The organism is Mycolicibacterium arenosum (assembly GCF_024320865.1).
Classification (GTDB): domain Bacteria; phylum Actinomycetota; class Actinomycetes; order Mycobacteriales; family Mycobacteriaceae; genus Mycobacterium; species Mycobacterium arenosum.
Genome location: NZ_JANDBD010000016.1, coordinates 81516 through 108424, shown reverse-complemented (window position 1 = coordinate 108424; position 26909 = coordinate 81516). Strand labels below are relative to the sequence as shown.

General features: G+C 68.7%; 22 protein-coding genes, 1 pseudogene and 2 riboswitches. Of the genes and pseudogenes, 13 read left to right on the top strand and 10 right to left on the bottom strand.

Annotated features, from left to right (window positions below; all coding sequences use genetic code 11):
• On the bottom strand, positions 1-1542 hold the full coding sequence (locus NM203_RS30025; protein WP_255064429.1) for a high affinity choline transporter 1: 1542 nt from the start codon (positions 1540-1542) through the stop codon (positions 1-3).
• A 27-nt stretch (positions 1543-1569) separates the two neighbouring features.
• Positions 1570-1689: riboswitch (guanidine-I (ykkC/yxkD leader) on the bottom strand.
• A gap of 118 nt (positions 1690-1807) precedes the next feature.
• A riboswitch (guanidine-III (ykkC-III) riboswitch) is annotated at positions 1808-1876 on the top strand.
• Positions 1877-1885: 9 nt separating this feature from the next.
• Here NM203_RS30025 and NM203_RS30020 point away from each other — a divergent pair.
• Positions 1886-3034: an agmatinase family protein gene (locus NM203_RS30020; RefSeq protein WP_255064428.1), complete on the top strand. Its 1149-nt coding sequence runs from the start codon at positions 1886-1888 to the stop codon at positions 3032-3034.
• Positions 3035-3041: 7 nt separating this feature from the next.
• Here the strand turns inward: NM203_RS30020 and NM203_RS30015 are convergent, their stop codons facing one another.
• Both NM203_RS30015 and gcvT read right to left on the bottom strand, forming a co-directional pair.
• Positions 3042-4148, bottom strand: a complete 1107-nt coding sequence (locus NM203_RS30015; protein WP_255064427.1) for a branched-chain amino acid aminotransferase — start codon at positions 4146-4148, stop codon at positions 3042-3044.
• A gap of 52 nt (positions 4149-4200) precedes the next feature.
• The gene (gene gcvT / locus NM203_RS30010) at positions 4201-5298 is read right to left on the bottom strand and encodes a glycine cleavage system aminomethyltransferase GcvT (RefSeq protein ID WP_255064426.1); all 1098 of its coding nucleotides are present in this window, start codon (positions 5296-5298) and stop codon (positions 4201-4203) included.
• A gap of 46 nt (positions 5299-5344) precedes the next feature.
• Here gcvT and NM203_RS30005 point away from each other — a divergent pair, with 46 nt between their 5' ends.
• A complete protein-coding gene (locus NM203_RS30005; protein WP_255064425.1) occupies positions 5345-6427 on the top strand; it encodes an adenylate/guanylate cyclase domain-containing protein in 1083 nt (360 codons plus the stop codon).
• Between the two features lie 18 nt (positions 6428-6445).
• The gene (locus tag NM203_RS30000; protein ID WP_255064423.1) at positions 6446-7960 is read left to right on the top strand and encodes a leucyl aminopeptidase; all 1515 of its coding nucleotides are present in this window, start codon (positions 6446-6448) and stop codon (positions 7958-7960) included.
• Here NM203_RS30000 and NM203_RS29995 read toward each other — a convergent pair.
• On the bottom strand, positions 7957-9738 hold the full coding sequence (locus NM203_RS29995; RefSeq protein ID WP_255064421.1) for an SDR family oxidoreductase: 1782 nt from the start codon (positions 9736-9738) through the stop codon (positions 7957-7959). The genes NM203_RS30000 and NM203_RS29995 overlap by 4 nt on opposite strands.
• Before the next feature lie 105 nt (positions 9739-9843).
• Here NM203_RS29995 and NM203_RS29990 point away from each other — a divergent pair, with 105 nt between their 5' ends.
• Positions 9844-11271 carry an RNA-guided endonuclease InsQ/TnpB family protein gene (locus tag NM203_RS29990; protein ID WP_255064420.1) on the top strand — a complete coding sequence of 476 codons (1428 nt, stop codon included), beginning with the start codon at positions 9844-9846 and terminating at the stop codon, positions 11269-11271.
• A 60-nt stretch (positions 11272-11331) separates the two neighbouring features.
• Here NM203_RS29990 and NM203_RS29985 read toward each other — a convergent pair whose 3' ends face one another.
• A complete protein-coding gene (locus NM203_RS29985; RefSeq protein ID WP_255064418.1) occupies positions 11332-11685 on the bottom strand; it encodes an oxidoreductase in 354 nt (117 codons plus the stop codon).
• A 170-nt stretch (positions 11686-11855) separates the two neighbouring features.
• On the opposite strand from NM203_RS29985, the gene sucB reads away from it, so the two are divergent.
• From sucB to NM203_RS29960, 5 genes are read left to right on the top strand one after another with little or no spacing between them, the layout of a single operon-like run.
• On the top strand, positions 11856-13613 hold the full coding sequence (sucB, locus tag NM203_RS29980; protein WP_255064417.1) for a 2-oxoglutarate dehydrogenase, E2 component, dihydrolipoamide succinyltransferase: 1758 nt from the start codon (positions 11856-11858) through the stop codon (positions 13611-13613).
• A 24-nt stretch (positions 13614-13637) separates the two neighbouring features.
• Positions 13638-14555 (top strand): TIGR01777 family oxidoreductase, encoded by a 918-nt coding sequence (locus NM203_RS29975; RefSeq protein WP_255064416.1) that lies wholly within the window; start codon positions 13638-13640, stop codon positions 14553-14555.
• 18 nt (positions 14556-14573) lie between these two features.
• Positions 14574-15245: a lipoyl(octanoyl) transferase LipB gene (gene lipB / locus NM203_RS29970; RefSeq protein ID WP_255064415.1), complete on the top strand. Its 672-nt coding sequence runs from the start codon at positions 14574-14576 to the stop codon at positions 15243-15245.
• Positions 15242-16186, top strand: coding sequence for a lipoyl synthase (gene lipA, locus NM203_RS29965; protein WP_255064414.1), 945 nt, complete (start codon positions 15242-15244; stop codon positions 16184-16186). The genes lipB and lipA overlap by 4 nt, the downstream gene beginning before the upstream one ends.
• Positions 16187-16190: 4 nt before the next feature.
• Positions 16191-16949 (top strand): DUF4191 domain-containing protein, encoded by a 759-nt coding sequence (locus NM203_RS29960; RefSeq protein ID WP_255064413.1) that lies wholly within the window; start codon positions 16191-16193, stop codon positions 16947-16949.
• Positions 16950-16965: 16 nt separating this feature from the next.
• Here the strand turns inward: NM203_RS29960 and NM203_RS29955 are convergent, their stop codons facing one another.
• Positions 16966-17436, bottom strand: coding sequence for an RDD family protein (locus NM203_RS29955; RefSeq protein WP_255064412.1), 471 nt, complete (start codon positions 17434-17436; stop codon positions 16966-16968).
• A gap of 117 nt (positions 17437-17553) precedes the next feature.
• On the opposite strand from NM203_RS29955, the gene glnA reads away from it, so the two are divergent.
• The 4 genes and pseudogenes from glnA to NM203_RS29935 all read left to right on the top strand — a co-directional run.
• Positions 17554-18990, top strand: coding sequence for a type I glutamate--ammonia ligase (gene glnA / locus NM203_RS29950; protein ID WP_255064410.1), 1437 nt, complete (start codon positions 17554-17556; stop codon positions 18988-18990).
• Between the two features lie 68 nt (positions 18991-19058).
• A complete protein-coding gene (locus NM203_RS29945) occupies positions 19059-20111 on the top strand; it encodes a threonine aldolase family protein (protein WP_255064408.1) in 1053 nt (350 codons plus the stop codon).
• Positions 20112-20121: 10 nt separating this feature from the next.
• The gene (locus NM203_RS29940) at positions 20122-20526 is read left to right on the top strand and encodes a DoxX family protein (RefSeq protein WP_255064407.1); all 405 of its coding nucleotides are present in this window, start codon (positions 20122-20124) and stop codon (positions 20524-20526) included.
• 19 nt (positions 20527-20545) lie between these two features.
• A pseudogene (locus tag NM203_RS29935) lies at positions 20546-20968 on the top strand (DoxX family protein); the annotation flags it as partial.
• Positions 20969-21081: 113 nt separating this feature from the next.
• Here the strand turns inward: NM203_RS29935 and NM203_RS29930 are convergent.
• From NM203_RS29930 to NM203_RS29915, 4 genes are read right to left on the bottom strand one after another with little or no spacing between them, the layout of a single operon-like run.
• Positions 21082-21942 carry a TIGR03619 family F420-dependent LLM class oxidoreductase gene (locus NM203_RS29930; RefSeq protein WP_255064404.1) on the bottom strand — a complete coding sequence of 287 codons (861 nt, stop codon included), beginning with the start codon at positions 21940-21942 and terminating at the stop codon, positions 21082-21084.
• A complete protein-coding gene (locus NM203_RS29925; RefSeq protein WP_255064477.1) occupies positions 21939-22568 on the bottom strand; it encodes a PaaI family thioesterase in 630 nt (209 codons plus the stop codon). Before NM203_RS29925 ends, NM203_RS29930 begins: the two co-directional genes overlap by 4 nt.
• 2 nt (positions 22569-22570) lie before the next feature.
• The gene (locus tag NM203_RS29920) at positions 22571-25537 is read right to left on the bottom strand and encodes a bifunctional [glutamine synthetase] adenylyltransferase/[glutamine synthetase]-adenylyl-L-tyrosine phosphorylase (protein ID WP_255064402.1); all 2967 of its coding nucleotides are present in this window, start codon (positions 25535-25537) and stop codon (positions 22571-22573) included.
• A gap of 30 nt (positions 25538-25567) precedes the next feature.
• Positions 25568-26905, bottom strand: a complete 1338-nt coding sequence (locus NM203_RS29915) for a glutamine synthetase family protein (RefSeq protein ID WP_255064401.1) — start codon at positions 26903-26905, stop codon at positions 25568-25570.
• Positions 26906-26909 lie beyond the last annotated feature (4 nt).

Genomic DNA, 26909 nt, shown 5'->3' with positions numbered 1-26909 from the left:
TCAGACCGACTCGGCCGCAGCCGCTTTCGCCGGCGCGGCCTCATCGTGTTCGAAGCGGTCCGGGTCGTCGAGCGCGTCGTCGACGTCCTGGGCGACCTGAATGTCCAGGCCCCGCAACGTCGCCGGTGGCATCGCGAGCGACACCGCCACGTAGGTCGCGATCGCCGCAGCGAAGGCGATGAACGTCGGCCACCCGTCGAACGTCGCCCCGACCAGAGCGTTGGGGATGTACAGGATGGTGTTCTCGACGCCGTAGATCGTCGGCGTCAGCACGAACAGCCCGACGCGCACGACGAAGCCCACCGCCATCGCGGCGAGCGCTGCCTTTACCGTCCCGCGGCGCCAGTACAGACCGGCGATGAACGGCACCGCGAGGCAGGCCAGCAGCAGGTCGAACGCGAGGGTCAGCAGGATGCCGGTCTGCTGGACGTAGAGCGCGAGGGCGATCGAGAACAGGGTCATCGGCACCATCGCGATGCGGGTGGCCTTCAGCAGCGGGTCGGGCTGACCCGGCACGTGCACCCGGCGCACCCCGCCGAGGTTGCGTACGCACACGTTGGAGATCGCCAGGATCGCGCCGTTGGCGGTCGACATCGACGCGCCGACCAGACCGCACAGCACGATCACCGTCAGCGCCACCGGCGCGTACTGGTCCAGCAGCACGAACAGCACCGGGCCGTCGAGTTCGTCGGGCAGGAACGAGTGCGCCGCGAGCACCACCAGGCCGAACGGCACGCAGATCAGCGCGGTGCCGGTGGCGGCGCTGAAACACGCCTTCTGAGCGGACTCCGGGTTCTTCGCGGCGAACACCCGCTGCATGAAGTCGATCGCCACCACGTCGCCGATGCCCAGCGCGATGAGCGTCGCCCAGTTGATCACCGCGCCCTGAGCCGGATCGGAGAGCTGGCCGAGCGCCAACGGGCCGGTGCCTTCGGCGATGTCGAGTCCGTGCGTGCTGATCATCCAGATCAGCAGCCCGATGGCGCCGATGAGCACCAGCGACATCTGGATGATCGCGGTGTAGGCGTCGGCGATCAGACCGCCGGTCCCGGTGTAGGCCACCGCGATCACCGCGATGATGATGGTGCCCAACCAGTACGGCACCCCGAGGAAGTAGTCGAAGAGCAGTCCGCCCGCGACGAGGTTGCCCGCAACCAGCATGCAGAACGCGACGGCCAGCAGGAGGGACGCGCCGACCTCGACCGACCGGCCGAATCTCAGCCGGTAGAAGTCGGGGAAGGACGTCAGCCCCATCCGGTTCATCGGCTTGGCGAAGAAGAGGCCCGTGAGCAGTAGGCACAACGCCAGGCCCAGCGGCAGCGTGGCACCGGCCCAGAAGCCGAATTCGTAAGCCAGATCGGTGTTTCCGAGAGTCGCGTTGGTATCGACGGCTGAGCCCATCAGAGCGCCGCCCACCAACCAGAACGGCAGCATCCGGCCGCCGACGAGAAAGTTACTGCTGTCGCCCTCGATCCGTTTGGACACGTAGAAACCGACGAGGACGACGAGGGCGATGCTGATGCCTACACCGAGGAGGATCATGATTCGGAGCTCCCATGACTCGTTGGAGTCTCCCGGGCTTTTCTCCCTCCGTGGAACATCCGTGCAGCCCTGCGCGAATGCCTGCGCCTCTCGGACCAGACCCGGCCGTGCACGTGCACGTCCGACGGAACCCTAGGCGCGCCCCACGATTTCGCGTGAGTCGAGACCAGAAAAGCCCCAGCTCGTTACGGTGGTTCGCGCGGACTGTTAACGCCACGTTTCCTTCAGCGCTGGACAGGAATTCGCGGGTGTGCCAACAATTGCCGCAGGGGCCGCGCGAATCGGTTCCCCGGACGAGGTGCGTCGTACCCGGTCAGCGACAAGACGGCGCGTGAGGAGCGTCATGTCCGGACTACCCGACCCCAACCTTCCCAACGCCGAAGGCGCATGGGCCCAGCAGGCCGAGGCCAACCTGGGCGACCGGCGGCTGCGCGAGGAGATCGAACGCGGTCTCAGCTACGGCCTGGAGGCCGCCCCGACCATCAACGACCGGACCATCTCGACGTTCGTCCGCGGCGAGAAGCCGCACTTCGCCGGTGAGCGCGGCACGTTCCTGAAGTGCCCGTTCATCGAGGACGTCAACGAGGTCGACGACGCCGAGGTCGCCATCTTCGGGGTGCCTCTCGACGCGGGTGCCACGTACCGACCCGGCACCCGGTTCGGCCCGCAGGGCATCCGCCGCTCGACCAACCTGTTCGGCACCTACAACTACGAATCCGGCGTCGATCTGCGCGAGCAGTTGAACATGGTCGACATCGGCGACGTCTTCACCATCCCCGGCAACCTCGAGAAGTCGTTCGATCAGATCAGCCAGGCGATGGCGCACGTCGCACAGAAGGGCGTGATGCCGATCGTGCTGGGCGGCGACCACTCGATCGGCTTCCCCACCATCCGCGGGCTGGCGCCGTACATGGACGGCAACATCGGCATCATCCACTTCGACCGCCACGTCGACACCCAGGAGACCGACCTCGACGAGCGCATGCACACCACCCCCTGGTTCCACGCGACGAACATCAAGAACGCGCCGGCCACCAACCTCGTACAGATCGGGATCGGCGGCTGGCAGAGTCCGCGCGAGGGCGTGAAGGTGGGCCGGGACCGGAAGTCGACGGTCATCACCGTCGGCGATGTCGAGCGGGTCGGGATCGAGAAGATCGCCGAGACGGCCCTCGAGATCGCGTGGAAGGGCGCGAAGGCGGTCTACCTGTCCTTCGACATCGACGTCATCGACGCGGGTTTCGTGCCGGGCACCGGCTGGCCGGAGCCGGGCGGACTGCTGCCGCGCGAGGCGCTCAACCTGGTGAAGATGATCTCCGAACCGGGGCTGGCCGGCATCGAGGTCGTCGAGTGCTCGCCACCCTACGACTGGGCCGAGCAGACGGCGCTGATGAGCTCGCGGGTGATCCTGGACAGCCTGGCCGCCCAGGTTCGCAGCGGCAAACTCGGCAAGAAGTCCGCCGCGCTGAACCGTCCCGCCTGGGGGCCGTAGGCCGCGGCTATCCGAGCCGGGTCATCCAGTCGTGGGTGTCGGCGAAGGTGCCGCGCTGGATCCCGGTGAGGGTGTCCCGCAGGGCCATCGTGACCTCGCCGGGCGAACCGTCGGCGATGGTGAACTCGCCGTCACCGGACTTCACGTGCGACACCGGCGTGATGACGGCGGCGGTGCCGCACGCGAAGACCTCGGTGATCTCGCCCGCCGCCGCCTTCTTCTGCCACTCGTCGACGTCGATCTTGCGCTCTTCGACAGAGAACCCGGCATCGGTGGCCAACTGCAGCAACGAGTTTCGCGTGATGCCCGGTAGCAGCGAGCCGCTCAGCTCCGGCGTCACCAGCCGCGCCGACCCGCCGCTGCCGAAGACGAAGAACAGGTTCATCCCGCCCATCTCCTCGACGTAGCGGCGTTCGATGGCGTCCAACCAGACGACCTGGTCGCACCCGTGTTCGGCGGCTTCGGCCTGCGCCAGCAGCGACGCCGCGTAGTTGCCGCCGAACTTCGCCGCACCGGTGCCGCCGGGGCTGGCCCGCACGTACTCCGTCGACAGCCACACCGACACCGGTTTGATGCCGCCCTTGAAGTAGGCGCCCGCCGGTGAGCCGATCACCATGTAGCGGTACTGCGTGGCGGGGCGCACGCCCAGGCCGGGCTCGGTCGCGAAGATGAACGGCCGCAGGTACAGCGACGCCTCGCCACCCGCGGCGGGCACCCAGTCGCCGTCCACCGCGATCAGCTGCCGCAGCGACTCGATGAACACGTCCTCGGGCAGTTCGGGAATCGCCAGCCGGTGTGCCGAGCTGCGCAGCCGGGCGGCGTTGGCCTCGGGCCGGAACGACACGATCGACCCGTCGGCCCAGCGGTACGCCTTGAGCCCCTCGAACACCTCCTGCGCGTAGTGCAGGACGATGGCCGAGGGGTCCAGCGTGATCGGCCCGTAGGGCAGCACGGCGGCGTCGTGCCAGCCGCGGCCCTCGGTGTAGTCGATCGACACCATGTGGTCGGTGTGGTATCTGCCGAAGCCCGGATCGGCGAGAATGTCAGCCCTTACCTCGTCACTTGCCGGTGCGGTGTTGCTGGCAAGCGTGAATTCGAGGGGGCCTTCGGTCATGCGCCGATTGTATAACCAGTGACTAGCGGATTTTCGCCCGCGCCAGCGCGCGCTATCGGGTCCGCGCGTCCACGAACGGCGGAGCGACGACCTCGCATTCGAGCGCCTTACCGCGCACGTCGACGGCGACGGTCTGGCCGTCGAGGATGCCGGCGTCGGTGTCGACGAGCGCCAGCGCGATGCCGAGTTTCAGTGTTGGAGAGAACGTTCCCGACGTGGTGACACCCACGACGCGGGCACCGTCGAGCACGTTCATGTCCGCCCGCAGCACCCCGCGGCCGAGCGCCTTGATGCCGCGCAGCACCCGGCGCGGACCGGCCGCCTTCTCCGCGAGCAACGCGTCCCGGCCCCAGAAGGCGTCCTTCTTCCAGCCGATCGCCCACCCGCAGCGGGCCTGCAGCGGCGAGATGTCCAGCGAGAGTTCGTGTCCGTGCAGCGGGTAGCCCATCTCGGTGCGCAACGTGTCGCGCGCGCCCAGTCCGGCGGGTTCACCTCCCGCAGCCGACACCGCCTCGGCGAGCGCGTCGAAGACGACGCCGGCCTCGTCCCACGGGGGCAGGAGCTCGTAGCCGTGCTCGCCGGTGTATCCGGTGCGGCACACCCGCACCGGTACGCCGCTGAACTCGGCGTCGGCGTAGCCCATGTAGTCCATGTCGGTCGGCAGGCCCAGGGCGCCGACGACGTCGGCCGACTTGGGGCCCTGCACCGCGAGCACCGCGAAGGACCGGTGCTCGTCGGTGACGGTGAGGCCGGCGGGGGCGGCTTCGGCCAGCGCCGCGACCACGGCCGGGGTGTTGGCGGCGTTCGGCACCAGGAAGATCTCGTCGTCGGAGACGTAGTAGGCGATGAGGTCGTCGATCACGCCTCCGGAAGCGTTGCAGCACAACGTGTACTGCGCCTTTCCGGGGCCGACGCGGCGCAGGTCGTTGGTCAGCGTCGCGTTGACGTACTCGGCGGCGCCCGGCCCGCGGACCAGCGCCTTGCCCAGGTGGCTGACGTCGAACAGCCCGACCGCGTTGCGGGTGGCGTTGTGCTCGCTGACGGTGCCCGCGTAGGACACCGGCATCGACCACCCGGAGAACGCGGCGAAGCTGGCCCCGAGCGCGCGGTGGCGGTCTTCCAATGGGCCCTGGAGCAGGTTGTCGGTCACGCCGAACCACACTAATCGGCACGGCGGCGCTGGCAGACTCCGGTGGGTGGTCGATTTCGATGCGCTGGAGGCCGCGGGCATCGCCGACGCGCGGGGGCGGGCCGCGCTCATCGATTACCTCGTCGGGTTGGGCTTCACGGTCGAGGAGATGGTGGCCGCGGAGCAGCGCGGTCGCCTCTTCGGGTTGGCCGGCGATGTGCTGCAGTGGTCCGGCCGCCCGGTCCACAGCCTGCGCGCGGCGGCGGCGCGCCTCGGGGTGTCCGCCGAGGAACTGGCCCAGGTGTGGGCGCTGCTCGGGCTCCCGGTCGCCGCTTCCGGCCAACCGGAGTTCAGCGAGGCCGACGTCGAGGCACTGGGGTCCTGGGTGGCGCTGAAGGCGGTGGTGGGTGAGCAGCCCGCCCGCGACCTGTTGCGTGTGCTCGGCGCGACGATGTCGCGGCTCGCCGAAGCGGGGGCGACGGTGTTGCGTGTGGGACAGCCCGACATCCACATCTCGCACAGTCGCGACGAGCTCACCAGCGCGCGGGCGTACCGCACCGTCGCGGAGTTCATCCCGCGCCTCACGAAGCTGATCGACGCGGTGTTCCGGCATCACACGATCAGCGCCCGCACCTACTTCGAGGGTGTCGTGCGCGACACGTCGGCGAGCGTGCTGTGCGGCGTCGGCTTCGCGGATCTGACGGGTTTCACGACATTGACCGAGCGCCTCACCCACGACGAGTTCGCGCGCCTGATCGCCGGGTTCAACAGTGCCGTCACCGACGTGGTGCACGCCGACGGCGGCCGACTGGTGAAGTTCATCGGCGACGAGGTCATGTGGGTGAGCGCGACGCCGGAGCAGCTGGTGCAGGTCGCCGTCGACCTCGTCGAACACCCCAGGGCGCGGACTGCTGAACTGCAGGTCCGGGCCGGGCTCGGCTACGGGCGGGTGCTCGCCGTCGGCGGTGACTACTTCGGCAGCACGGTGAATCTGGCGGCGCGCCTGGTCGCCGCCGCGGCGCCCGGACAGATCCTGGCGTCCTCCGACGTCTGTGCCGATCCGGCCGACTGGTCCGCGGTGCAGGAGGATCCGTTGTTGCTCAAGGGCTTCGACGCACCTGTGCCGGTGTACGACCTGCATCCGCGCTGAGCGATAGGGTTATCGGTCGTGAGCACCGCACCCGGTTACCAGTCCCCCGTCGTCACCGTGACCGCCACGCTGCCCAAGCGGGGCCTCGGCTCCGCCGTGCTGGTCGTGCCCGTCGTCAGCGGCGACGACGACGCCGCGTCGCCGAAGGTGGTCGGCAACCCGTTCCTGGACGCCGAGGCCGTCGGCGAGATCGAGGTCGCGCTGGCGGCGCTCGGGGCCAAGGGCGGCGCCGAGGCGACCACACGCGTGTTGGTGCCGTCGCTGCCGGTGTCCAGCGTGCTCGCGGTAGGGCTGGGCAAGGCCCGAGACGAGTACCCGGCCGAGCTGATCAGAAAGGTCTCCGGCGTGGCGGCGCGCGCGCTGTCGGGCACCGAGTCGGTGGTGACGACCCTCGGCGAGCTCGATCTCGAGGCGGCCGTCGAGGGGCTGATCCTCGGCGCGTACCGGTTCAGCGAGTTCCGCAGCGCGAAGACCGCCCCGAAGGATCCCGCACTGGCCAAGATCACCGTGCTGGCGACCGACAAGGGCGCGAAGGCCGCCGCCATCCGGGCCGCGGACATCGCGACGGCGGTGGCGACCGCCCGCGATTTCGTGAACACGCCGCCCAGCCACCTCTTTCCCGACGAGTTCGCCAAGCGCGCAAGGGCTTTGGGCGAGGCAACCGGCCTCCAGGTCGAGGTGCTCGACGAGAAGGCGCTGGCGAAGGCGGGCTACGGCGGCATCGTCGGCGTCGGCAAGGGTTCGTCACGCCAGCCGCGGCTGGTCCGTCTGATCCACAAGGGCGGTGGCCGGAAGGCCAAGACGGTCGCACTGGTGGGCAAGGGCATCACGTTCGACACCGGCGGCATCTCGATCAAGCCGGCCGCGAGTATGCACCACATGACGTCGGACATGGGTGGTGCGGCCGCGGTGATCGCGACCGTGGTGCTGGCCGCCAAGCAGAAGCTGCCGATCGACGTGATCGCCACCGTGCCGATGGCCGAGAACATGCCGTCGGCCACCGCGCAGCGGCCGGGTGACGTCCTGACGCAGTACGGCGGGATCACCGTCGAGGTGCTCAACACCGACGCCGAGGGCAGGCTGATTCTCGCCGACGCCATCGTGCGCGCGTGCGAGGACGAGCCGGACTACCTCATCGAGACCTCGACGCTGACCGGTGCGCAGACGGTGGCGCTGGGCGCCCGCACCCCCGGCGTGATGGGTAGCGACGAGTTCCGCGATCGCGTCGCGAGGCTGTCGCAGGAGGTCGGCGAGAACGCGTGGCCGATGCCGCTGCCCGAGGAACTGAAGGACGACCTCAAGTCCTCGGTGGCCGACCTCGCCAACATCAGCGGCTCGCGCTTCGCGGGCATGCTCGTCGCCGGTGTGTACCTGCGCGAGTTCGTCGCCGACGGGGTGCAGTGGGCGCACGTCGACATCGCGGGCCCGGCCTACAACACCGGCGGCCCGTGGGGTTACACCGGCAAGGGCGGCACCGGCGTGCCGACGCGGACGATGTTCGCGGTCCTCGAGGACGTAGCCGCGAACGGCTAGATGAGCTTCTGCCGGGCGGCGCTGCGCATGATCTGCGGCGCCACCCGCGACGTGCCGTACAGGAGGTAGGCCTCCGGTGCGACGGGCCGGATGGCCTTGTTCTTGACGACGGACTCGACGATCGCCTTGGCCACCCTCTCCGGGCCGTAGCTGCGCGCGTTGAACCCGGTGGCGACCTGCTTCCTCCTGGCCGCGACGGCGCCCGCCTTGTGTTCGGGCGGGTTCCACCGGGTGGTGTGGATGATGTTGGTGTTGATGACGCCGGGGCAGATCGTCGTCAGCCCGATGCCCGCCGCGTCCAGTTCGGCGCGCAGGCAGTCGGAGAACATGTAGACCGCCGCCTTCGACGTGCAGTAGGCGTTCATGGCCTGCAGCGGCGAGTAGGCGGCCATCGACGAGACGTTGACGACGTGGCCGCCGAGGCCGCGGTCGACCATCCGGCCGGCGAACGACCGGCAGCCGTTCACGACGCCGCCGAGGTTGACGTCGAGCACCCGATCCCACTCCTCGGCGGGGGTGTCGAGGAATGAGCCCGCCTGCCCGATGCCGGCGTTGTTCACCACGACGTCGGGCACACCGTGCTCGCGGCAGACCATCTCGGCGAACTCCTCGACGGCCTGCGCGTCGGACACGTCCAGCACATACGAGTGCGCAGTTCCACCCCGCTCCGCGATATCCGCGGCGGTCTTCTCAACTCCCGCCTCGTCGAGATCGCTGACCACCACCTCGGCGCCGAGTCGGGCGAACAGCAGCGCCGTCTCGCGACCGATGCCGCTGCCCGCGCCGGTGACCGACACCAGTGTGTCGCCGAACCGCTCACGCGGCCTGCCGACCTGCGCGCGCAGCAGCGTGCGGCTGGCCGGCTTCCCCTCGAGGTGGTCGACGAGTTCGGTGACCGCGTCGGCGAGCACCCGCGGGTGCGAGAACGGCGACCAGTGCCCCGCCCTGATGTCGCGCCGCCACAGCCGCGGCACCCAGTTGCGTACCTCGTCGTAGACGTGGTGGCCGACGAACGGATCCCTGGTGTTGACGATCATCTGCACGGGCACGTCGACGTGGTGGTCGGTCCGGGCGCTGGTGAGCGACTTCGCGAAGTTGGCCCGATACACCTTCATGCTGTTGACCGCGTCGGTGATCTGGTCCGGCGAGTGGTGAATGCGATCGGCGGGGATGTCGTCCCTGCGCTCGAGCATCCGGGTCAGCGTCCGGCGCAGCGTCAGCCGAACCAGCAGCGGCGGCAGCACGGGTAGCGCGAAAACGCCCATGTACGCCAGCCGACCCATCGTGGCCGCCGAACGCGCGAAGCGCACGGGCCGGTACGGGGTGGCCAGGCCGGTCATGACGAAGCGGTTCAGATGGTCCGAACTGGGCCCCGAGGTCGACGTGAACGACGCGATCCGGTCCGTCGCCTCCGGCCTGGCGAGGTACTCCCAGATGCCCGTCGACCCCCAGTCGTGGGCCAGCACGTGGACGCGCTCACCGGGCGCGACGGCGTCGATCACCGCGGCGAAGTCGTCGGCGAACCGTGCCATCGCGAACGCCGAAACGTCCTTGGGCACAGCTGATCCGCCGACGCCCCGGTTGTCGTAGCGGATGATCCGGAAGCGATCGGCGAGCAGCGGGACGACGCCGTCCCAGACGACGTGCGAGTCGGGCCAGCCGTGCACCAGAACCAGGACGGGGCCGCTCGGGTCGCCCTCCTCGTAGACCGCGATGCGCGTGCCGTCCGCGCTGACCACCGTGCGTCGGGAACTTTCCACGATGTGTGCCTCGGTCACCGGAGCTCCCCTCGATCGGACCTGTCGAAACCCTAGTCCGGGCCTGTCAATAGTCCGCGGTCGCCGTTCAATTTGTGTCTGTGGCTTCTGAAACTGTGGGGGGTGATGGCGCGGCACACCACGTTCCGGTTCTGTCTCGACCCGACCGTCGAGCAGCGCGAGATGCTGGCCCGACATGCCGGCGCATCGCGGTTCGCGTTCAACCAATGCCTGCGCATCGTGAAAGCCGCGCTGAACGAACGCAACACCGATCCGAGCGTTGAGGTGCCGTGGAGCGGGTTCGATTTGATCAACACGTTCAATGCGTGGAAGAAGACCGCGGACGCCGGTCGAGTATTCGTCGTCGACGCATACGGTGGTATCGAGGTGGCGGTGACCGGGCTGGCCTGGCGACGCACGGTGTGCCAGCAGGTGTTCGAGGAGGCAGCCGTCGATCTCGGTAAAGGGTTGACGGCGTGGTCGGATTCAAGATCGGGCAAGCGCAAAGGCGGGCGGGTCGGATTCCCCCGATTCAAGAAGAAGACTGCCGGCATCGCCTCGTTCCGGCTACGCAACAGGCACTCCACAGGTCGGAAACCGGCCATCCGGGTGGGCGACAGTGACCGTCCCCGCTCTGTCACACTGCCGGGCATCGGCCAGATCGCGGTTCACGACGACACCCGACGACTCCGCCACATGCTCGCTAAAGATCGGGCGAGAATCCTGTTCGCCACGATCAGTCGCCGAGGTGGCCGGTGGTGGTGCTCGGTGAACGTCGAGGCCGCCGACCTGCACCCCGCGCGGCAGCACCAACCGCGCTCGGATGATGCCGGCGGGTGGGTCGGTGTCGATCGCGGCCTGTCGGCGTTCCTGGTGGCCGCGACCGTCGACGGCACCGAAGTCGCCCGCATCACCGATGCGCCGAAGGCCCTGGTCGCCGGGCTCGCCCGGCAGCGTCAGTTGGCGAAGTCGTTGTCTCGCAAGAAGAAAGGATCATGTAACCGCAAGAAGGCCGCCGCCCGACTGGGACGGCATCACCGCCGCGTCGCCGACATTCGGCGCCACTTCCTACATCAGATCTCAGGCGAGTTGGTCAAGACCCACGACCGGCTCGTCATCGAGAACTTGAACGTGGCGGCAATGGTGACCAATCGCCGGTTGGCCCGTGCGATCTCCGATGCCGGCTGGACGGAGTTCGCCGAGATGCTGCACTACAAGCAGGCCTGGCGCGACGGTCAAGTGATCGAAGCCGACCGCTGGTATCCCTCCACGCGACTATGCCCGCAGTGCGGGACGACCAGCAGCGACATGACACTGGCCGATCGGACGTTTACATGCGCATGCGGCCATAACGCTGATCGCGACACGAATGCGGCGGTGAATCTGGCCCGGTGGGGCCGACTCCATCACGACCTCCCTCGACCCCCGGACCCCCAAGCAGGAGGCCGGGCCACCAACGCCCGCCGACGAGACGGCACTGGCCGACACCCCCGTGTTGGTGAAACCAGTTCGGATGACGCGGGAACCGACGGTACGACCGCACCCGCGGCCTGAACCACCGGACGCCCGAGAAGGGCGGTGTCGACAACTCGCCTCGAGTTGGTCGAACATGCTTTAGTCCTCGAGTTGGCGGCGTAATTCGCGGTCGCGTTCGATGCGGCGGCGGGCGTCGTGGTCGCGCATGCGCTGCGGGTAACCGACCTTCTGGACGTCGTACACCGGGATCTTGAGCTTGTCGCTGAGCCGGTGTGCGCCCGCGTCGCCGCCGGCCCTCCGACGGGTCCACTCGCCGTCGGCCGCGACGAGCACCACGGTTACCTCGGTGACGGTGGTCTGCGGCTCGATGAACGCCTCGACGCCGTCGTGCTCGGCAACCCACTGACGGAGGTAGGCCAGATCGGCGGCGGGATCCGAACGGCCCGACGAGCGCCCTGACCGGCGGCCTCGAAACCTGTCGAAGATTCCCACCTGGACCCGACTCCCTTCGATGTGACAGCGGGCAAAGTTCGATTCCTCACTTTCGATAGTGCCAGAGCACTCAGTAGTCCGGTCTGCGGCGACCGAGGCGCGCGGACATGACAGGATGGACAACGAGTTTTCGACCTGCGCCGAGCGACCGTTCCGAGGAGTCAACACACATGGCCATCTCCGTCCAGATGCCCGCACTCGGTGAGAGCGTCACCGAGGGGACCGTCACGCGATGGCTGAAGCAGGAGGGCGACACCGTCGAAGTCGACGAGCCCCTTCTCGAGGTCTCGACGGACAAGGTCGACACCGAGATCCCGTCGCCCGCGGCGGGTGTGCTGACCAAGATCGTTGCGCAGGAGGACGACACCGTCGAGGTGGGCGGCGAGCTCGCGCAGATCGGCGAGGCCGGCGAGGGTGGCGACTCCTCCTCCGACGACGCGCCCGCCGAGGAGCCGGCCGCCGAGGAGTCGTCGGACGAGCAGCCCGCCGAGGAGGCCGAGCCGGAACCCGAGCCCGAGCCCGCGAAGGAAGCGGAGAAGCCCGCCGCATCCGGCGGCGGTGGCGACGCGACGTCGGTGAAGATGCCCGAGCTCGGCGAGTCCGTCACCGAGGGCACTGTGACGCGCTGGCTCAAGAAGGTCGGCGACAGCGTCGAGGTCGACGATCCGCTCGTAGAGGTCTCGACCGACAAGGTGGACACCGAGATCCCGTCGCCCGTCGCGGGCACGCTGGTGTCGATCACCGCCGAGGAGGACGACGTCGTCGCGGTCGGCGGTGAGCTCGGCAAGATCGGCGCCGAGGGGTCGGCGCCCGCGGAGAAGTCCGAGCCGGAACCCGAGCCCGAACCGGAGCCGGAGCCCGAGCCCGAGCCGGAGCCGAAACCCGAACCGAAGGCGGAACCGAAGCCCGAGCCCAAGCCGGAGCCGAAGCCCGAGCCGAAGGAGAAGCCGGCGGCGGCCGAGGCGGAGGCCCCGTCGGACGGCAGCCCGTACGTCACGCCGTTGGTCCGCAAGCTGGCCACCGAGCACGACGTCGACCTGTCGTCGATCAAGGGCACCGGCGTCGGCGGCCGCATCCGCAAGCAGGACGTGCTCAGTGCGGCCGAGGCTGCAAAGGCACAGCAGGCACCGTCCGCAGAACCCGAGGCCCCCGCGGCTGCGGCCAAGCCGGCCGCGGCCGCTGCACCCGCCCCCGCCCTGGCGCATCTGCGCGGTACCACGCAGAAGGCCAATCGGATTCGTCAGATCACGGCGAAGAAGACCCGCGAGAGCCTGCAGACCACAGCGCAGTTGACGCAGACCCACGAGGTCGACCTGACGAAGATCGTGGCGCTGCGGGCGAAGGCCAAGAAGAACTTCGCCGAGCGCGAGGGTGTCAACCTGACGTTCCTGCCGTTCTTCGCGGTCGCGGTGGTCGACGCGCTGAAGGCGCATCCGAACGTGAACGCGAGCTACAACGAGGACAGCAAGGAGATCACGTACTACGACGCCGAGCACCTCGGGTTCGCAGTCGACACCGAGCAGGGCCTCCTCTCCCCCGTCGTGCACAACGCGGGCGACCTGTCGCTGGCCGGACTGGCGCGGGCGATCGCCGACATCGCGGCGCGCGCACGGTCGGGCAACCTGAAGCCCGACGAGCTCTCCGGCGGCACGTTCACCATCACGAACATCGGCAGCCAGGGTGCGCTGTTCGACACGCCGATCCTGGTGCCGCCGCAGGCGGCGATGCTGGGCACCGGTGCGATCGTGAAGCGGCCGCGGGTCGTCGTCGACGAGAACGGCAACGAGTCGATCGGCGTGCGGTCGGTCGCGTACCTGCCGCTGACCTACGACCACCGGCTCATCGACGGCGCGGATGCGGGCCGCTTCCTGACCACCGTCAAGCGGCGCCTCGAAGAGGGAGCGTTCGAGGCCGACCTCGGCCTGTAGGCGAAGGCTTCAGGGAACGCCACAGTGACTGGATCTCCGAAGTCCGTTGTCGCGATCGCGGGTTCCTCGGGACTGATCGGCACGGCGCTGACGTACGCGCTGCGCGCCACCGACCATCGCGTGGTGCGCATCGTGCGGCGAGCGCCGTCGAATCCCGACGAGTTGTTCTGGAACCCCGACATCGGCGAGTTCGACGCCAGCGCACTGCGCGGGGTCGACGCCGTGATCAACCTGTGCGGCGTCGGTGTCGGCGACAAGCGGTGGTCGGGCGCCTACAAGCAGAGCCTGCGTGACAGCCGCATCGGGCCGACGGAGGTGCTCGCAGGCGCCGTCGTCGAGGCGGGTGTGCCGGTGCTCGTCAACTCCAGTGCGGTCGGGTACTACGGCGACACCCGCGACCGGGTGGTCGACGAGACGGCCGGCGCGGGGGGCGGCTTCCTGGCCGGGCTCTGCGTCGACTGGGAGGCCGCGACCGCCACGGCCGCCGCGGCCGGGGTCCGGGTGGTCCTGGTGCGGACGGGTCTGGTGCTGTCGTCGTCCGGGGGTCTGCTGGGTCGCACCAAGCCGCTGTTCAAACTCGGCTTCGGCGCGCGGTTGGGCAACGGCAGGCAGTACATGCCGTGGATCAGCCTCGAGGACGAGGTGCGCGCGCTGCTGTTCACGATCGCGCACGACGAGCTGTCCGGGCCGGTGAACGCGACGGGTCCCGCGCCGGTGACCAACGCCGAGTTCACCGACGCGCTCGGCCGCGCCGTGAACCGGCCGACACCGCTGTTCGTGCCTGGCTTCGCTCTCAAAGCGGTTCTCGGCGAGTTCGCCGAGGAGGGCGTGCTCGGCGGGCAGCGGGCCATTCCGGCCGCGCTCGAGCGGGCCGGATTCGAGTTCCACCACAACACCATCGGCGAGGCGCTGGCGTTCGCGACGGCGCCGACGGCGACATAGGCGGCGTAGCGTCGACATATGACGTCTGTGAGATCCGCGACGACACCGCTCGAGGTGCGACGGCTCGGCGTCGTCGACTACCGCGAGGCGTGGGACCGGCAACGGCAACTCCACGAGGCGCGTGTCGCGGGCGGGCCGGACACCCTGCTGCTGCTCGAGCATCCGCCGACGTACACGGCGGGTAAGCGCACCGAGCCGCACGAGCGGCCGGTCGGCAGCGAGCCGGTGATCGACACCGACCGAGGCGGCAAGATCACCTGGCACGGGCCGGGCCAGCTGGTCGGGTATCCGATCATCGGCCTGGCGCAGCCCCTCGATGTCGTGAACTTCGTTCGCCGCCTTGAGGATTCGCTGATCGCGGTATGCGCCGGCTTCGGGCTGCGGACGGGGCGGGTCGAGGGTCGCTCCGGGGTGTGGGTGCCGGGATCCGACGGGCGGCCCGACCGCAAGGTCGCCGCGATCGGGATCAGGGTGGCCAGGGCGACGACGCTGCACGGTTTCGCGGTCAACTGCGACTGCGATCTGGCGGCGTTCGACGCGATCGTGCCGTGCGGGATCGCCGACGCCGGCGTGACGTCGCTGTCGGCTGAACTCGGTCGGCGGATCAGCACGGACGACGTGGCCGGCCGTGTGACGGAAGCCGTGCGCGACGCCCTCGACGGCCGACCGGCAGTAGCATTGACGTCGTGAAGAGCGAGTCCGGTATCCGCAAGCCCCTCCGGCTCGAAGTCCGCAACGCCGAGACGCCGATCGAGCGCAAGCCGCCGTGGATCAAGACCACGCTGAAGATGGGCCCGGAGTACCGGGACCTCAAGGCGCTGGTCAAGCGCGAGGGTCTGCACACCGTCTGCGAAGAGGCCGGTTGCCCCAACATCTACGAATGCTGGGAGGACCGCGAGGCGACGTTCCTCATCGGCGGTGAGCAGTGCACCCGTCGTTGCGACTTCTGCCAGATCGACACGGGCAAGCCCGCCGAATTGGACCGAGACGAACCGCGTCGCGTCGCCGAGAGCGTCGCGGCCATGGGCCTGCGCTATTCGACGGTCACCGGTGTGGCCCGTGACGACCTCCCCGACGGCGGCGCCTGGCTGTACGCCGAGACCGTCCGGCAGATCAAGGCACTCAACCCGAACACCGGCGTCGAGCTGCTGGCGCCCGACTTCAACGGGATCCCCGAGCAGCTGCAGACGGTGTTCGACTCCCGGCCGGAGGTGTTCGCGCACAACGTCGAAACGGTGCCGCGGATCTTCAAGCGGATCCGCCCGGCGTTCCGCTATCAGCGCAGCCTCGACGTGCTGACGGCCGCCCGCGACGACGGGTTGGTCACGAAGAGCAACCTCATCCTGGGTCTCGGCGAGACGCCGGAGGAGGTGCGGGCCGCGCTGATCGATCTGCACGACGCCGGCTGCGACATCGTCACGATCACGCAGTACCTGCGGCCGTCGGCGCGCCACCACCCGGTCGAGCGGTGGGTCACGCCGGAGGAGTTCGTCGAGCATCAGCGGTTCGCCGAGGAGGTCGGTTTCATCGGCGTGCTGGCGGGGCCGTTGGTGCGGTCGTCCTACCGGGCGGGCAGGTTGTACGCAGAAGCCGCGCGGGTCCGGGCTGCTAGCACGCCACCCGTATCCTGAATCAATGGCTAAGAGCACTCGCGATCCCGCCGCGGTCAAGGCGGCGAAGGCCGAAGCGAAGGCGCAGCGCAAGGCGGCGTCCAAACAGCGCCGCAGCCAGCTGTGGCAGGCGTTCCAGATTCAGCGCAAGGAAGACAAGCGGCTGCTGCCGTACATGATCGGCGCCTTCGTGCTGATCGTCGCGGCGTCGGTCGCACTGGGCGTGGTGTCCGGCGGCGTGTTCATGCTCGTCGTGACGATCCTGCTGGGCATCCTGCTGGGCGGCCTGGTGGCGTTCATCATCTTCGGACGCCGCGCGCAGAAGTCGGTGTACAAGAAGGCCGAGGGCCAGACCGGTGCGGCGGCGTGGGCGCTGGAGAATCTGCGCGGCAAGTGGCGGGTGACGCCCGGCGTGGCCGCCACCGGACACTTCGACGCGGTGCACCGCGTGATCGGGCGGCCCGGCGTCATCTTCGTCGGTGAGGGTTCGGCGTCGCGCGTGAAACCGCTTCTGGCGCAGGAGAAGAAGCGCACCGCACGCCTGGTCGGCGAGGTCCCGATCTACGACTTCGTCGTCGGCAACGGCGAGGACGAGATTCCGTTGGCCAAGCTGGAGCGCTACCTGACGAAGCTGCCCGCCAACATCACGGTCAAGCAGATGGATGCGCTGGAGTCCAAGCTCGTCGCCCTGGGGTCGCGCATCGGCCCCGCCGCCATGCCGAAGGGCCCGCTTCCGGGCAACGCGAAGATGCGCGGTGTGCAGCGGACGGTGCGCCGGAAGTAGCGGTACAGCCCTGGGCTCAGCGCCTGACGACTGCGGTCCCGGTCGCCTTGTCCTGCAGGCCCCGGCCGTCGCTGTCGGTGAACAGCGGCGGAATGACCAGGGCTACCAGCACCCCGCGCACCAGCGCCCGGCCGATGCCGACGTGGATGCGGTGATCCACCGATGCGACCTGGATGCCGACGGCGACCTGTCCAGGGGTGAATCCGAACAGTCGAACCGAGACCGCACCCACGACGATCCAGATCGCGAGCACCGCGGTCGACAGAGCGCCCTGCCCGAACCATCCGAGCGCGACGGCGAGCCCTCCGAGCCCGTAGGCGATCAGCCAGTCGATCAGCAGCGCGAAGAACCGACGGGCGAAGCCGACCAGCGATCCGGTCCCCTGCGCGGGGAGGCCCAGACGCTGTCCCGGATAATCGGCGTCGCCCGGTGTCGCGGGTTCGGGTACGGGCGGGCCGGATAGCCAGGATCCGAAGGTGCGGGCCATGCCAACAGCATAGGTTGACGGGGAATTGCGTAACGTCTACGCAACATGCGGTTGACTGCCGTGCAACATGTGCTTCCTAACGTTTCCGGCGGAATACCAGTCAAAGGAGATCATTCAGTGGCAGAACAGACGGCCGACGACCTCTTCAAGCTGATCAAGGACGAGAATGTCGAGTACGTCGACATCCGGTTCTGCGATCTGCCCGGTGTCGTGCAGCACTTCTCGATCCCCGCCTCCGCATTCGACGAGAGCGTGTTCGAGGACGGGCTCGCTTTCGACGGATCGTCGGTGCGCGGCTTCCAGTCGATCCACGAATCCGACATGATGCTGCTCCCGGACCCCGCGACGGCGCGCATCGACCCGTTCCGGGCGGCCAAGACCCTCAACGTCAACTTCTTCGTCCACGACCCGAACGACAAGTCGGCGTACTCGCGTGACCCGCGCAACGTCGCCCGCAAGGCCGAGGACTACCTGAAGAGCACCGGCATCGCCGACACCGCGTACTTCGGCGCCGAGGCCGAGTTCTACATCTTCGACTCGGTGACGTTCGACTCGAAGATCAACGGCACGTTCTACGAAGTCGACTCGGAGTCGGGCTGGTGGAACACCGGTGAGCCGTTCGAGGCGGACGGCAGCGCGAACCGCGGCTACAAGGTGCGCCCCAAGGGCGGCTACTTCCCGGTGGCGCCGTACGACCACTACGTCGACCTGCGCGACGAGATGGCCACCAACCTGCAGGGTTCGGGCTTCACGCTGGAGCGCGGCCACCACGAGGTGGGCACCGCGGGCCAGGCGGAGATCAACTACAAATTCAACACGCTGCTGCACGCGGCCGATGACGTGCTGCTCTTCAAGTACATCATCAAGAACACGGCGTGGAACGCGGGCAAGACCGTGACGTTCATGCCGAAGCCGTTGTTCGGTGACAACGGTTCGGGCATGCACGCCCACCAGTCGCTGTGGAAGGACGGCAAGCCGCTCTTCTACGACGAGTCCGGGTACGCCGGCCTGTCGGACATCGCGCGCTACTACATCGGCGGCATCCTGCACCACGCGCCGTCGCTGCTGGCGTTCACCAACCCGACGGTGAACTCCTACAAGCGCCTGGTGCCGGGCTACGAGGCGCCGATCAACCTGGTGTACAGCCAGCGCAACCGCTCGGCGTGTGTCCGCATCCCCATCACGGGTGAGAACGCGAAGGCCAAGCGCATCGAGTTCCGCTGCCCCGACAGCTCGGGCAACCCGTACCTCGCGTTCGCCGCGATGCTGATGGCCGGCATCGACGGCATCAAGAACAAGATCGATCCGGGCCTGCCCATCGACAAGGACCTGTACGAGTTGCCGCCGGACGAGGCCGCCAACATCCCGCAGGCTCCGACCTCGCTGTCCGCGGTGATCGACCGGCTCGAGACCGACCACGACTACCTCACCGAGGGTGGCGTGTTCACTCCCGACCTGATCGAGACCTGGATCAGCTTCAAGCGGGAGAACGAGATCATGCCGGTGCAGATCCGTCCTCACCCGTACGAGTTCTCGCTCTACTACGACGTCTAAGTCGTACGAGCCGCGACGAGCCCACTCCTTCGGGAGTGGGCTCGCCCGCGTTGACTAGCGTGGCGAGCATGACGCGCCTGCACGATCCGGCTCTCCGCAGCTTCGCCAGTGACAACTACGCCGGGGCGCACCCCGAGGTGCTCGCCGCCATCGCATCCGCCAACGAGGGCCACCAGGTGGCCTACGGCGAGGACGTCTACACCCGCCGCCTGCAGGAGGTGATGGCCGCGCACTTCGGCGCGGGCGTCGAGGTGTTCCCGGTGTTCAACGGCACCGGGGCGAATGTCGTAGGGCTGCAGTCGATGCTGCCGCGCTGGGGGGCGGTGATCTGCGCGCAGACCGCCCACATCAACACCGACGAGAACGCGGCGCCCGAGCGGGTGGCCGGCCTCAAGCTGCTACCGGTACCGACACCGGACGGCAAGCTGACGCCCGAACTCATCGACCGCGAGGCGTGGGGCTGGGGCGACGAGCACCGCGCCCAGCCGCTGGCCGTCTCCATCACTCAGACCACCGAACTCGGCACCGCCTACACGCCGGCCGAGATCCGCGCGATCGCCGACCACGCCCACGCCCGCGGGATGTCCGTACACCTCGACGGTGCCCGCATCGCCAACGCCGCCGCGCACCTCGGGCTGACGCTGCGCGAGTTCACCACCGACGCGGGCGTGGACCTGTTGTCGTTCGGCGGAACCAAGAACGGCCTGCTGTTCGGCGAGGCCGTGGTCGTGCTCAATCCGGAAGTGACACAGGGTCTTACCTATCTGCGCAAGCTCAACATGCAGCTGACGAGCAAGATGCGGTTCGTGTCGGCTCAGCTCATCGCCCTGCTCACCGACGACCTGTTCCTGCGCTCGGCCGCCCACGCCAACGCGATGGCGGCCCGGCTGCGGGGTGCGGTGTCCGAGGTGCCCGGTGTGACCATCACCCAGCCGACGGAGTCGAACGCCGTGTTCGCGATCCTGCCACCGGGGGTCGCCGACCGAGTGCGCGAGCAATTCCGCTTCTACGACTGGAATCCCGGCACCGGTGAAGTGCGGTGGATGTGCGCCTTCGACACCACCGAAGCCGACGTCGACGCGTTCGCGGTGGCGATTCGCGAGGCGATCACCACCGTTTAGGGTGTCGGGCATGCCGAATCTCGACGCGCGCCTCGACTCGTTCTTCCCCTACGTCCTCAGTGTTTTCCGCGTCGTGCTCGGCCTGCTGTTCACCCTGCGCGGCACGGTCAAGCTGTTCGACTGGCCGATTCCGTTCGCCCTCGACGCGCCGATCGGATCCTTCCCGTTCTGGTGGGCGGGCGTCATCGAACTCGTCGCGGGCCTGCTGATCCTGCTGGGCTTCGTCACCCGGTTCGCGGCGTTCATCGCCTCCGGGCAGATGGCGGTCGCGTATTTCATGCAGCACCAACCGAAGTCGATGTGGCCGGTGGAGAACGGCGGCGAACTGCCGATCGTGTTCTGCTTCGGCTTCCTTCTGCTGGTGTTCGCGGGCGGTGGCGCCTGGGCGCTGGATTCGATGCGGTCACGACGCTAAGCCGCGTAGGGTCGGCCCCATGGCCACCTTCGACAACCGGCTCGCAAGCTACTCCTCCCCCGTACTGAGCGCCTTCCGCATCGTCTTCGGACTGCTGTTCATGTTGAACGGATCCATGAAGATCTTCGGTTGGCCGCTGGGCACGGCGATCCCAGTTGGAACATGGCCGTTCTGGTGGGCCGGGCTCATCGAGTTCGTCACCGGCCTGCTCATCACGGTCGGGTTGTTCACTCGAATCGCCGCCTTCATCGCGTCGGGTCAGATGGCGGTGGCGTACTTCTGGCAGCACTGGCCTCCGCTGCAGGGTCCGCAGGGGAGCTTCTGGCCGTTCGCGCAGGAGGTCGGCGGCAACGGCGGCGAGCGGGCGCTCCTCTACTGCTTCGCGTTCCTACTGTTGGCGACGCTGGGCGCCGGCACGCTGTCGGTGGACGCCCGCCGCGGCGGCGGACAGCGCCGCGTCGTTACGGGTACTGCGACACAAGCGGGCTATGCGACGGACCAGCGGGCGCCGCGCCGCGGCCTGCTCGACCGCTTTCGTCGCCGCTAGTTCGACCGTCAGCCGTCGAGGCGGAGATCCTCGCGGAAGCGCTTCATCCCGTCGATCTTCTCGCTCAGCGTCGACTTCGGGCCGCCGTAGAACATCCACGGCATCGTCACGATGCCGGTGATGCCGCCCGCCTCGGCCCGCTCGAAGTGGTCGGGGGTGAACGCGTCGGTCAGCGGCGTGATGACCGTGAAATCGTCCATCGTCAAGCCGTTCTCGGCCCTGAGGTCGCGGATCTTCGCGATCGACGACAGCGCGCGCTCGGTGTCGATCAGGTCGCCGATCCAGCCGTCGTTGCGGGCGGCTCGACGCAGCGCGATGTCCGACAGCCCGCCGACGTAGATCGGGATGTGCGGCGGTGTCGGCTCCATCTCCAGTCGCGGCGTCGAGTAGAACTCGCCGGAGAACTCCGTCCAGCCCGGCTGCCACAGCGCCCGCATCAGCTCGAGCATCTCGTCGGTGCGCTTGCCCCGCCGCGCGAACTGCTGCCCCATCAGCGCGAACTCCTCTTCGCACCAGCCGACGCCCACGCCGAGCTCGAGTCGCCCGCCTGCGAGGCAGGCCGCCGTGCCGATGGCCTTCGCCGCGGAGTAGGGATCGCGCATCGCGGGCAGGTACACCGTGGTGACGAACCGCAGTCGTTCGGTGACGAGCGCGATCGCGCCGATGGTCACCCACGGATCCGGCCAGTGGGTGAACGGCTGCCAGCGGCGCGCACCGTCCTTGGTGTACGGGTACGGGGTCTGCAGCGTCTCGAGGTTCACGACGTGATCGGCGACACCGATCCCGTCGTACCCGAGTTCGTCTGCCGCCCTGGCTACTTCGACGACTTCGCTGATGTCGAGGAACGCGGTGCTGACGTAGAACTTCACCCGGCATCCCGCGCCCAGGCGGGCTGAATGAACACGCCGTCGGCCTCCACGGTGTGACCGTCCGCATCGGACAGGTAGCCGCGCGCGTAGGTCTTGAACCCCTCCGTGCGTTCGACGAAGGCCTCCGCACGCAAGGTGCCCAGCGGCGTGCCGCGCAGGTACTTCAGCGTGATGGTGCCGGTGAACTTCGGCTTCGTCAGGCCGTCGCTGGCGGCCTCACCCAGCAGGTGGTCGAGCAACAGTGCGCAGATGCCGCCGTGCACCAGTCCCGGTGGCCCCTCGTAGGCGATGCCCAAGTCGAACTCCGCCCAGCAGGTCCCGTCGGCCTCGTGCTGGATGTTCATCGGTGGGGCGATCGCATTGCGCAGTCCGACAGCGGGATTCGCCCACGCGAGCGGTCGGCCGGTGCCGGCGTGCCGCAGCGTCGAGGTGGTCTCGAAGCGGGTGCCCTCGAGCTTGCCGGCGACCTCGTCGATCGCCGCCCTGGCATCGCGGATGGTCTCCTCGTCGACGCCCGTGCGGATGCCCGCGTCGATCAGCCGCCGCAGCGACTGAGTGAGCGGTTCGTACATCGAGCACAGCCGCTCGTACTCCTCGGCGGTAACCGACGTGAAGGGGAAGTTCATGCTCACGCTTCGAAAACCTTTCTCACAACCGCTTTCGCCCGCCGCGTCACCCGGAGGTAGTTGTCCAGGAACTCGCCTCCGTCGTCGCTCCCCCAGCCGGCGGCCAACGCCACCGCGTTGAGCGTGCGGCCGGGACCGGGCAGCTGGTCGGTCGGCTTGCCCTTCACCAGCACCAGCGCGTTACGCGCCCGTGTAGCAGTCAGCCAGGCGTCGCGAAGCAGCGCCACTTCGTCGGCGGGCAGCAGTTCCCTGTCGGCAACGACGTTGAGCGACTGCAGCGTCGACGTGTTGTGCAGTTCCGGCACGCTGTGCGCGTAGCGCAGTTGCAGCAGCTGCACCGTCCACTCGATGTCGGCGAGGCCGCCGCGCCCGAGCTTGGTGTGCGTGTTGGGGTCGGCGCCGCGCGGCAGTCGTTCGGCGTCCACGCGCGCCTTGACCCGCCGGATCTCCTGCACCGCCTGCGCCGACACCCCACCCGACGGATACCTGACGTCGTCGACCATCAGCAGGAATCGCTCGCCGAGGTCGAGGTCGCCCGCCACCCGGTGGGCGCGCAACAGCGCCTGAACCTCCCACGGCTGGGCCCACTTCGCGTAGTAGGCCGCATACGAGTCGAGCGTCCGCACCAGCGAACCGCTGCGGCCCTCCGGCCGCAGGCTGGCGTCCACTTCCAGCGGCGGGTCGCCGCTGGGTGTCCCGAGCAGTTTGATCACCTGGTCGGCGACGCCCACCGCCCACTTCGTCGCGGTCGAATCCGGGGCGTCGTCAACGGGTTCGCATACGAACAACACGTCGGCGTCGGAGCCGTACCCGAGTTCGCCGCCGCCGAGCCGACCCATGCCGATGACCGCGATGCGTGCGGGCACTCCGCCCTCGGGTGTGTTCGCGCGGATCACCGACGCGAGCGCGGCTTCGAGCACCGCCACCCACACCGATGTCAACGCCCGGCACACGTCCTCGACGGGGAGCATTCCGAGCAGATCCGCCGACGCGATGCGGGCCAGTTCGCGGCGCCGGAGCGTGCGCGCCGCGGCGATCGCCCTGGCCGGATCCGCGTGGCGGCCCGCAGACGCGACGAGGGCGCGCGCCATCACCTCGGGTTCGACTTCGAGCAGCTTGGGCCCCTGCGGACCGTCGGCGTACTGCTGAATGACCTCCGGTGCCCGCATCAGCAGCGCGGGCACGTACGCCGACGTGCCGAGCACCTGCATGAGCCGCTTCGCGACGGCACCCTCGTCGCGCAGCGTCGCGAGGAACCAGCGCAGGTCATCGAGTTCGTCGCAGAGCTTGCGGTACGCGAGCAGACCCGCATCCGGATCCGGTGTCTCCGACAGCCATTCGAGCAGCGTCGGCAGCAGCACCTGCTGCACCGTGCCGCGTCGGCCGCTGGCCGCGGTCAGCGCCGCCAGGTGGGTCAGCGCGCTCTGAGGCCCCTCGTAGCCGAGCGCGGCGAGCAGGCGTTCGGCGGCCTTCGGCGACATCGCGGGGTCGAAGTCGGCGGCCGGACTGCCGACGGACTCGAGCAGCGGTTGATAGAACAGCTTCGCGTGCAACCGGGACACCCGGTGGCTCTGCCGCTTCAGTTCCTCGCGCAGCACGCCCAGCGCATCGTGCTGACCGTCGGGCCGCATGTGCGCCGCCCGCGCCAGCCAGCGCAACTGCTCCTCTTCGTCCGCCTTCGGCAGCATGTGCGTGCGCTTGAGCCGCTGCAGTTGCAGCCGATGCTCCAGCAGTCGGAGGAACTCGTAGGACGCAGTCAGATTCGCGGCGTCGTCCCGTCCCACGTAGCCGCCGGCGCCGAGTGCGGCCAGCGCGTCGACCGTCGACGCCACCTGGAGCGAGGGGTCGGTGCGGCCGTGCACCAGCTGAAGCAGCTGCACCGCGAACTCGACGTCGCGCAATCCGCCGGTGCCCAGCTTCAGTTCGCGCGCGCGGTCGCCCGCGGGTACCAGTTCCTCGACCCGCCTGCGCATCGCCTGCACCTCGGGCACGAAGTCCTCGCGCTCGGACGACGTCCACACCATCGGCATGAGGGCGTCGATGTACTGCTTGCCGAGTTCGGCATCGCCGACGGCCGCGCGGGCCTTCAGCAGCGCCTGGAACTCCCAGGTCTTCGCCCACCGCTCGTAGTACGCGACGTGCGACTCCAGGGTGCGGACCAGGGCACCCTGTTTGCCTTCCGGCCGCAGTGCCGCGTCGACCTCGAAGAACGCGTCGCTGGCGAACCGGATCAGCTCCCCGGCGACGCGGGTGCTGACGGTGTCGGCGTTCTCGGCGACGAAGATGACGTCGACGTCGCTGACGTAGTTGAGTTCGCGGGCGCCGCACTTGCCCATCGCGATCACCGCGATGCGCGGCGCGGGCACGCCGTCGCCGCACACCGTCTTGGTGGCCACGATCAGCGCCGCGGCCAGGGCGGCGTCGGCGATGTCCGCGAGGTGGGCCCCGACGGTCGGGAACGCCAGCACGGGTTCGTTCTCGACGGTGGGCGCCAGGTCGAGGCCAGCCAGCACCAGCAGCCGGTCGCGGTTGAGCTGCTGTAGCGAGAACTTCAACGACGTTGCATCGGCGGCTGATTGGGCGACCGCGGTGAAATCGCGACGCAGTTCCTCCGCCGATGGCAGGCCGACGTTGCCCGCGAGCAGATGCCACGACTGCGGGTGCGCGACGAGGTGGTCGGCCAGCGCCAGCGAGGCGCCGAACACGCCGAGCAGGCGGCCGCGCAGCGCCTTGTCCTTCAGCAGCGCTCGGTGCAGTTCGTCCCAGCCGTCACCGAGCTCGTCGGCGAGGCGGACGAGTGCCTTCAGCGCGGTGTCGGCATCCGGTGCGCGCGACAGTGACCACAGCAGTTCGACGTGATCGTCGCTGTTCCAGCCCAGGCGATCGAGGTCCGCCCGTGCGTGGGCGTCGACGAGCCCGAGCCGACCGACACTGGGCAACGTCGGGCGCTGCGTGACGGGCTTGGGCACATCGGCCACGTTACAGCCGTTAACACGCGCTTAAAGCGACAGGTAGGCCTTGAGTTCGAACGGCGTGACGGTGCTGCGGTAGTCCTCCCACTCCCTGCGCTTGTTGCGTAGGAAGAAGTCGAACACGTGCTCGCCCAAGGCTTCCGCGACCAGCTCGGAACCCTCCATCTCCGTGAGCGCGACGCCGAGGCTGCCCGGCAGCTCCTTGTAGCCCATCGCCCTGCGCTCCTCGGGGGTCAGCGTCCAGACGTTGTCCTCGGCCTGGGGCCCGAGCACGTAGTTCTTCTCCACGCCGCGCAGCCCGGCGGCGAGCAGCACCGCGAACGCCAGATAGGGGTTGCACGCCGAATCGGGGCTGCGTACCTCGATGCGGCGCGACGACGCCTTGCGGGGCGTGTACATCGGAACGCGAACCAGAGCGGACCGGTTGGCCGCACCCCACGACGCGGCGGTCGGCGCCTCACCGCCGTGCACCAGGCGCTTGTAGGAGTTCACCCACTGGTTGGTGACGGCGCTGATCTCGCTGGCGTGCTCGAGGATGCCCGCGATGAACGACTTGCCGACGTCGGACAGCTGCAGCGGGTCGTCCGGAGTGTGGAACGCGTTGGCGTCGCCCTCGAACAGGCTCATGTGGGTGTGCATCGCCGAGCCGGGGTACTGCGCGAACGGCTTCGGCATGAACGACGCCCGCACGCCCTCGCCGAGGGCGACCTCCTTGACGAGGTAGCGGAACGTCATCACGTTGTCGGCCATGGACAGCGCGTCGGCGTAGCGCAGGTCGATCTCCTGCTGGCCCGGTGCCCCCTCGTGGTGGCTGAACTCGACGGAGATGCCCATCTGCTCGAGCGCGTCGATGGCGTGCCTGCGGAAGTTGGGCGCCGAGTCGTGGACCGCCTGGTCGAAGTACCCGCCGTTGTCGGCGGGTACCGGCGGGTCGCCGTCCCCACCGGGCTTCAGAAGGAAGAACTCGATCTCGGGGTGCACGTAGCAGGAGAAACCGAGGTCGCTCGCCTTGGCGAGTTGGCGGCGCAGCACGTGCCGCGAGTCGGCCCACGACGGCGACCCGTCCGGCATCGTGATGTCGCAGAACATCCGCGCGGAGTGGTGCTTGCCCCCGCTCGTCGTCCACGGCAGCACCTGGAACGTCGACGGATCCGGGCGGGCGACCATGTCCGCTTCGGACACTCTGGCGAAGCCCTCGATGGACGAGCCGTCGAACCCGATTCCCTCTTCGAAGGCGCCCTCCAGTTCGGCGGGTGCGATGGCGACGGATTTCAGATATCCGAGCACATCGGTGAACCACAACCGGACGAAGCGAATGTCTCGTTCCTCCAGCGTGCGCAGCACGAATTCCTTCTGCCGGTCCATGTGC

What these genes read in the sequence shown, in the direction of transcription:
- NM203_RS30020 (WP_255064428.1), top strand. Translation starts at nt 1,886, where the DNA reads ATGTCCGGACTACCCGACCCCAACCTTCCCAACGCCGAAGGCGCATGG.
- NM203_RS30015 (WP_255064427.1), bottom strand. Translation starts at nt 4,148, where the DNA reads ATGACCGAAGGCCCCCTCGAATTCACGCTTGCCAGCAACACCGCACCG.
- NM203_RS29960 (WP_255064413.1), top strand. Translation starts at nt 16,191, where the DNA reads ATGGCTAAGAGCACTCGCGATCCCGCCGCGGTCAAGGCGGCGAAGGCC.
- sucB (WP_255064417.1), top strand. Translation starts at nt 11,856, where the DNA reads ATGGCCATCTCCGTCCAGATGCCCGCACTCGGTGAGAGCGTCACCGAG.
- NM203_RS29925 (WP_255064477.1), bottom strand. Translation starts at nt 22,568, where the DNA reads ATGAACTTCCCCTTCACGTCGGTTACCGCCGAGGAGTACGAGCGGCTG.
- NM203_RS30025 (WP_255064429.1), bottom strand. Translation starts at nt 1,542, where the DNA reads ATGATCCTCCTCGGTGTAGGCATCAGCATCGCCCTCGTCGTCCTCGTC.
- NM203_RS29955 (WP_255064412.1), bottom strand. Translation starts at nt 17,436, where the DNA reads ATGGCCCGCACCTTCGGATCCTGGCTATCCGGCCCGCCCGTACCCGAA.
- lipB (WP_255064415.1), top strand. Translation starts at nt 14,574, where the DNA reads ATGACGTCTGTGAGATCCGCGACGACACCGCTCGAGGTGCGACGGCTC.
- NM203_RS29940 (WP_255064407.1), top strand. Translation starts at nt 20,122, where the DNA reads ATGCCGAATCTCGACGCGCGCCTCGACTCGTTCTTCCCCTACGTCCTC.
- NM203_RS29990 (WP_255064420.1), top strand. Translation starts at nt 9,844, where the DNA reads ATGGCGCGGCACACCACGTTCCGGTTCTGTCTCGACCCGACCGTCGAG.
- NM203_RS29945 (WP_255064408.1), top strand. Translation starts at nt 19,059, where the DNA reads ATGACGCGCCTGCACGATCCGGCTCTCCGCAGCTTCGCCAGTGACAAC.
- NM203_RS29915 (WP_255064401.1), bottom strand. Translation starts at nt 26,905, where the DNA reads ATGGACCGGCAGAAGGAATTCGTGCTGCGCACGCTGGAGGAACGAGAC.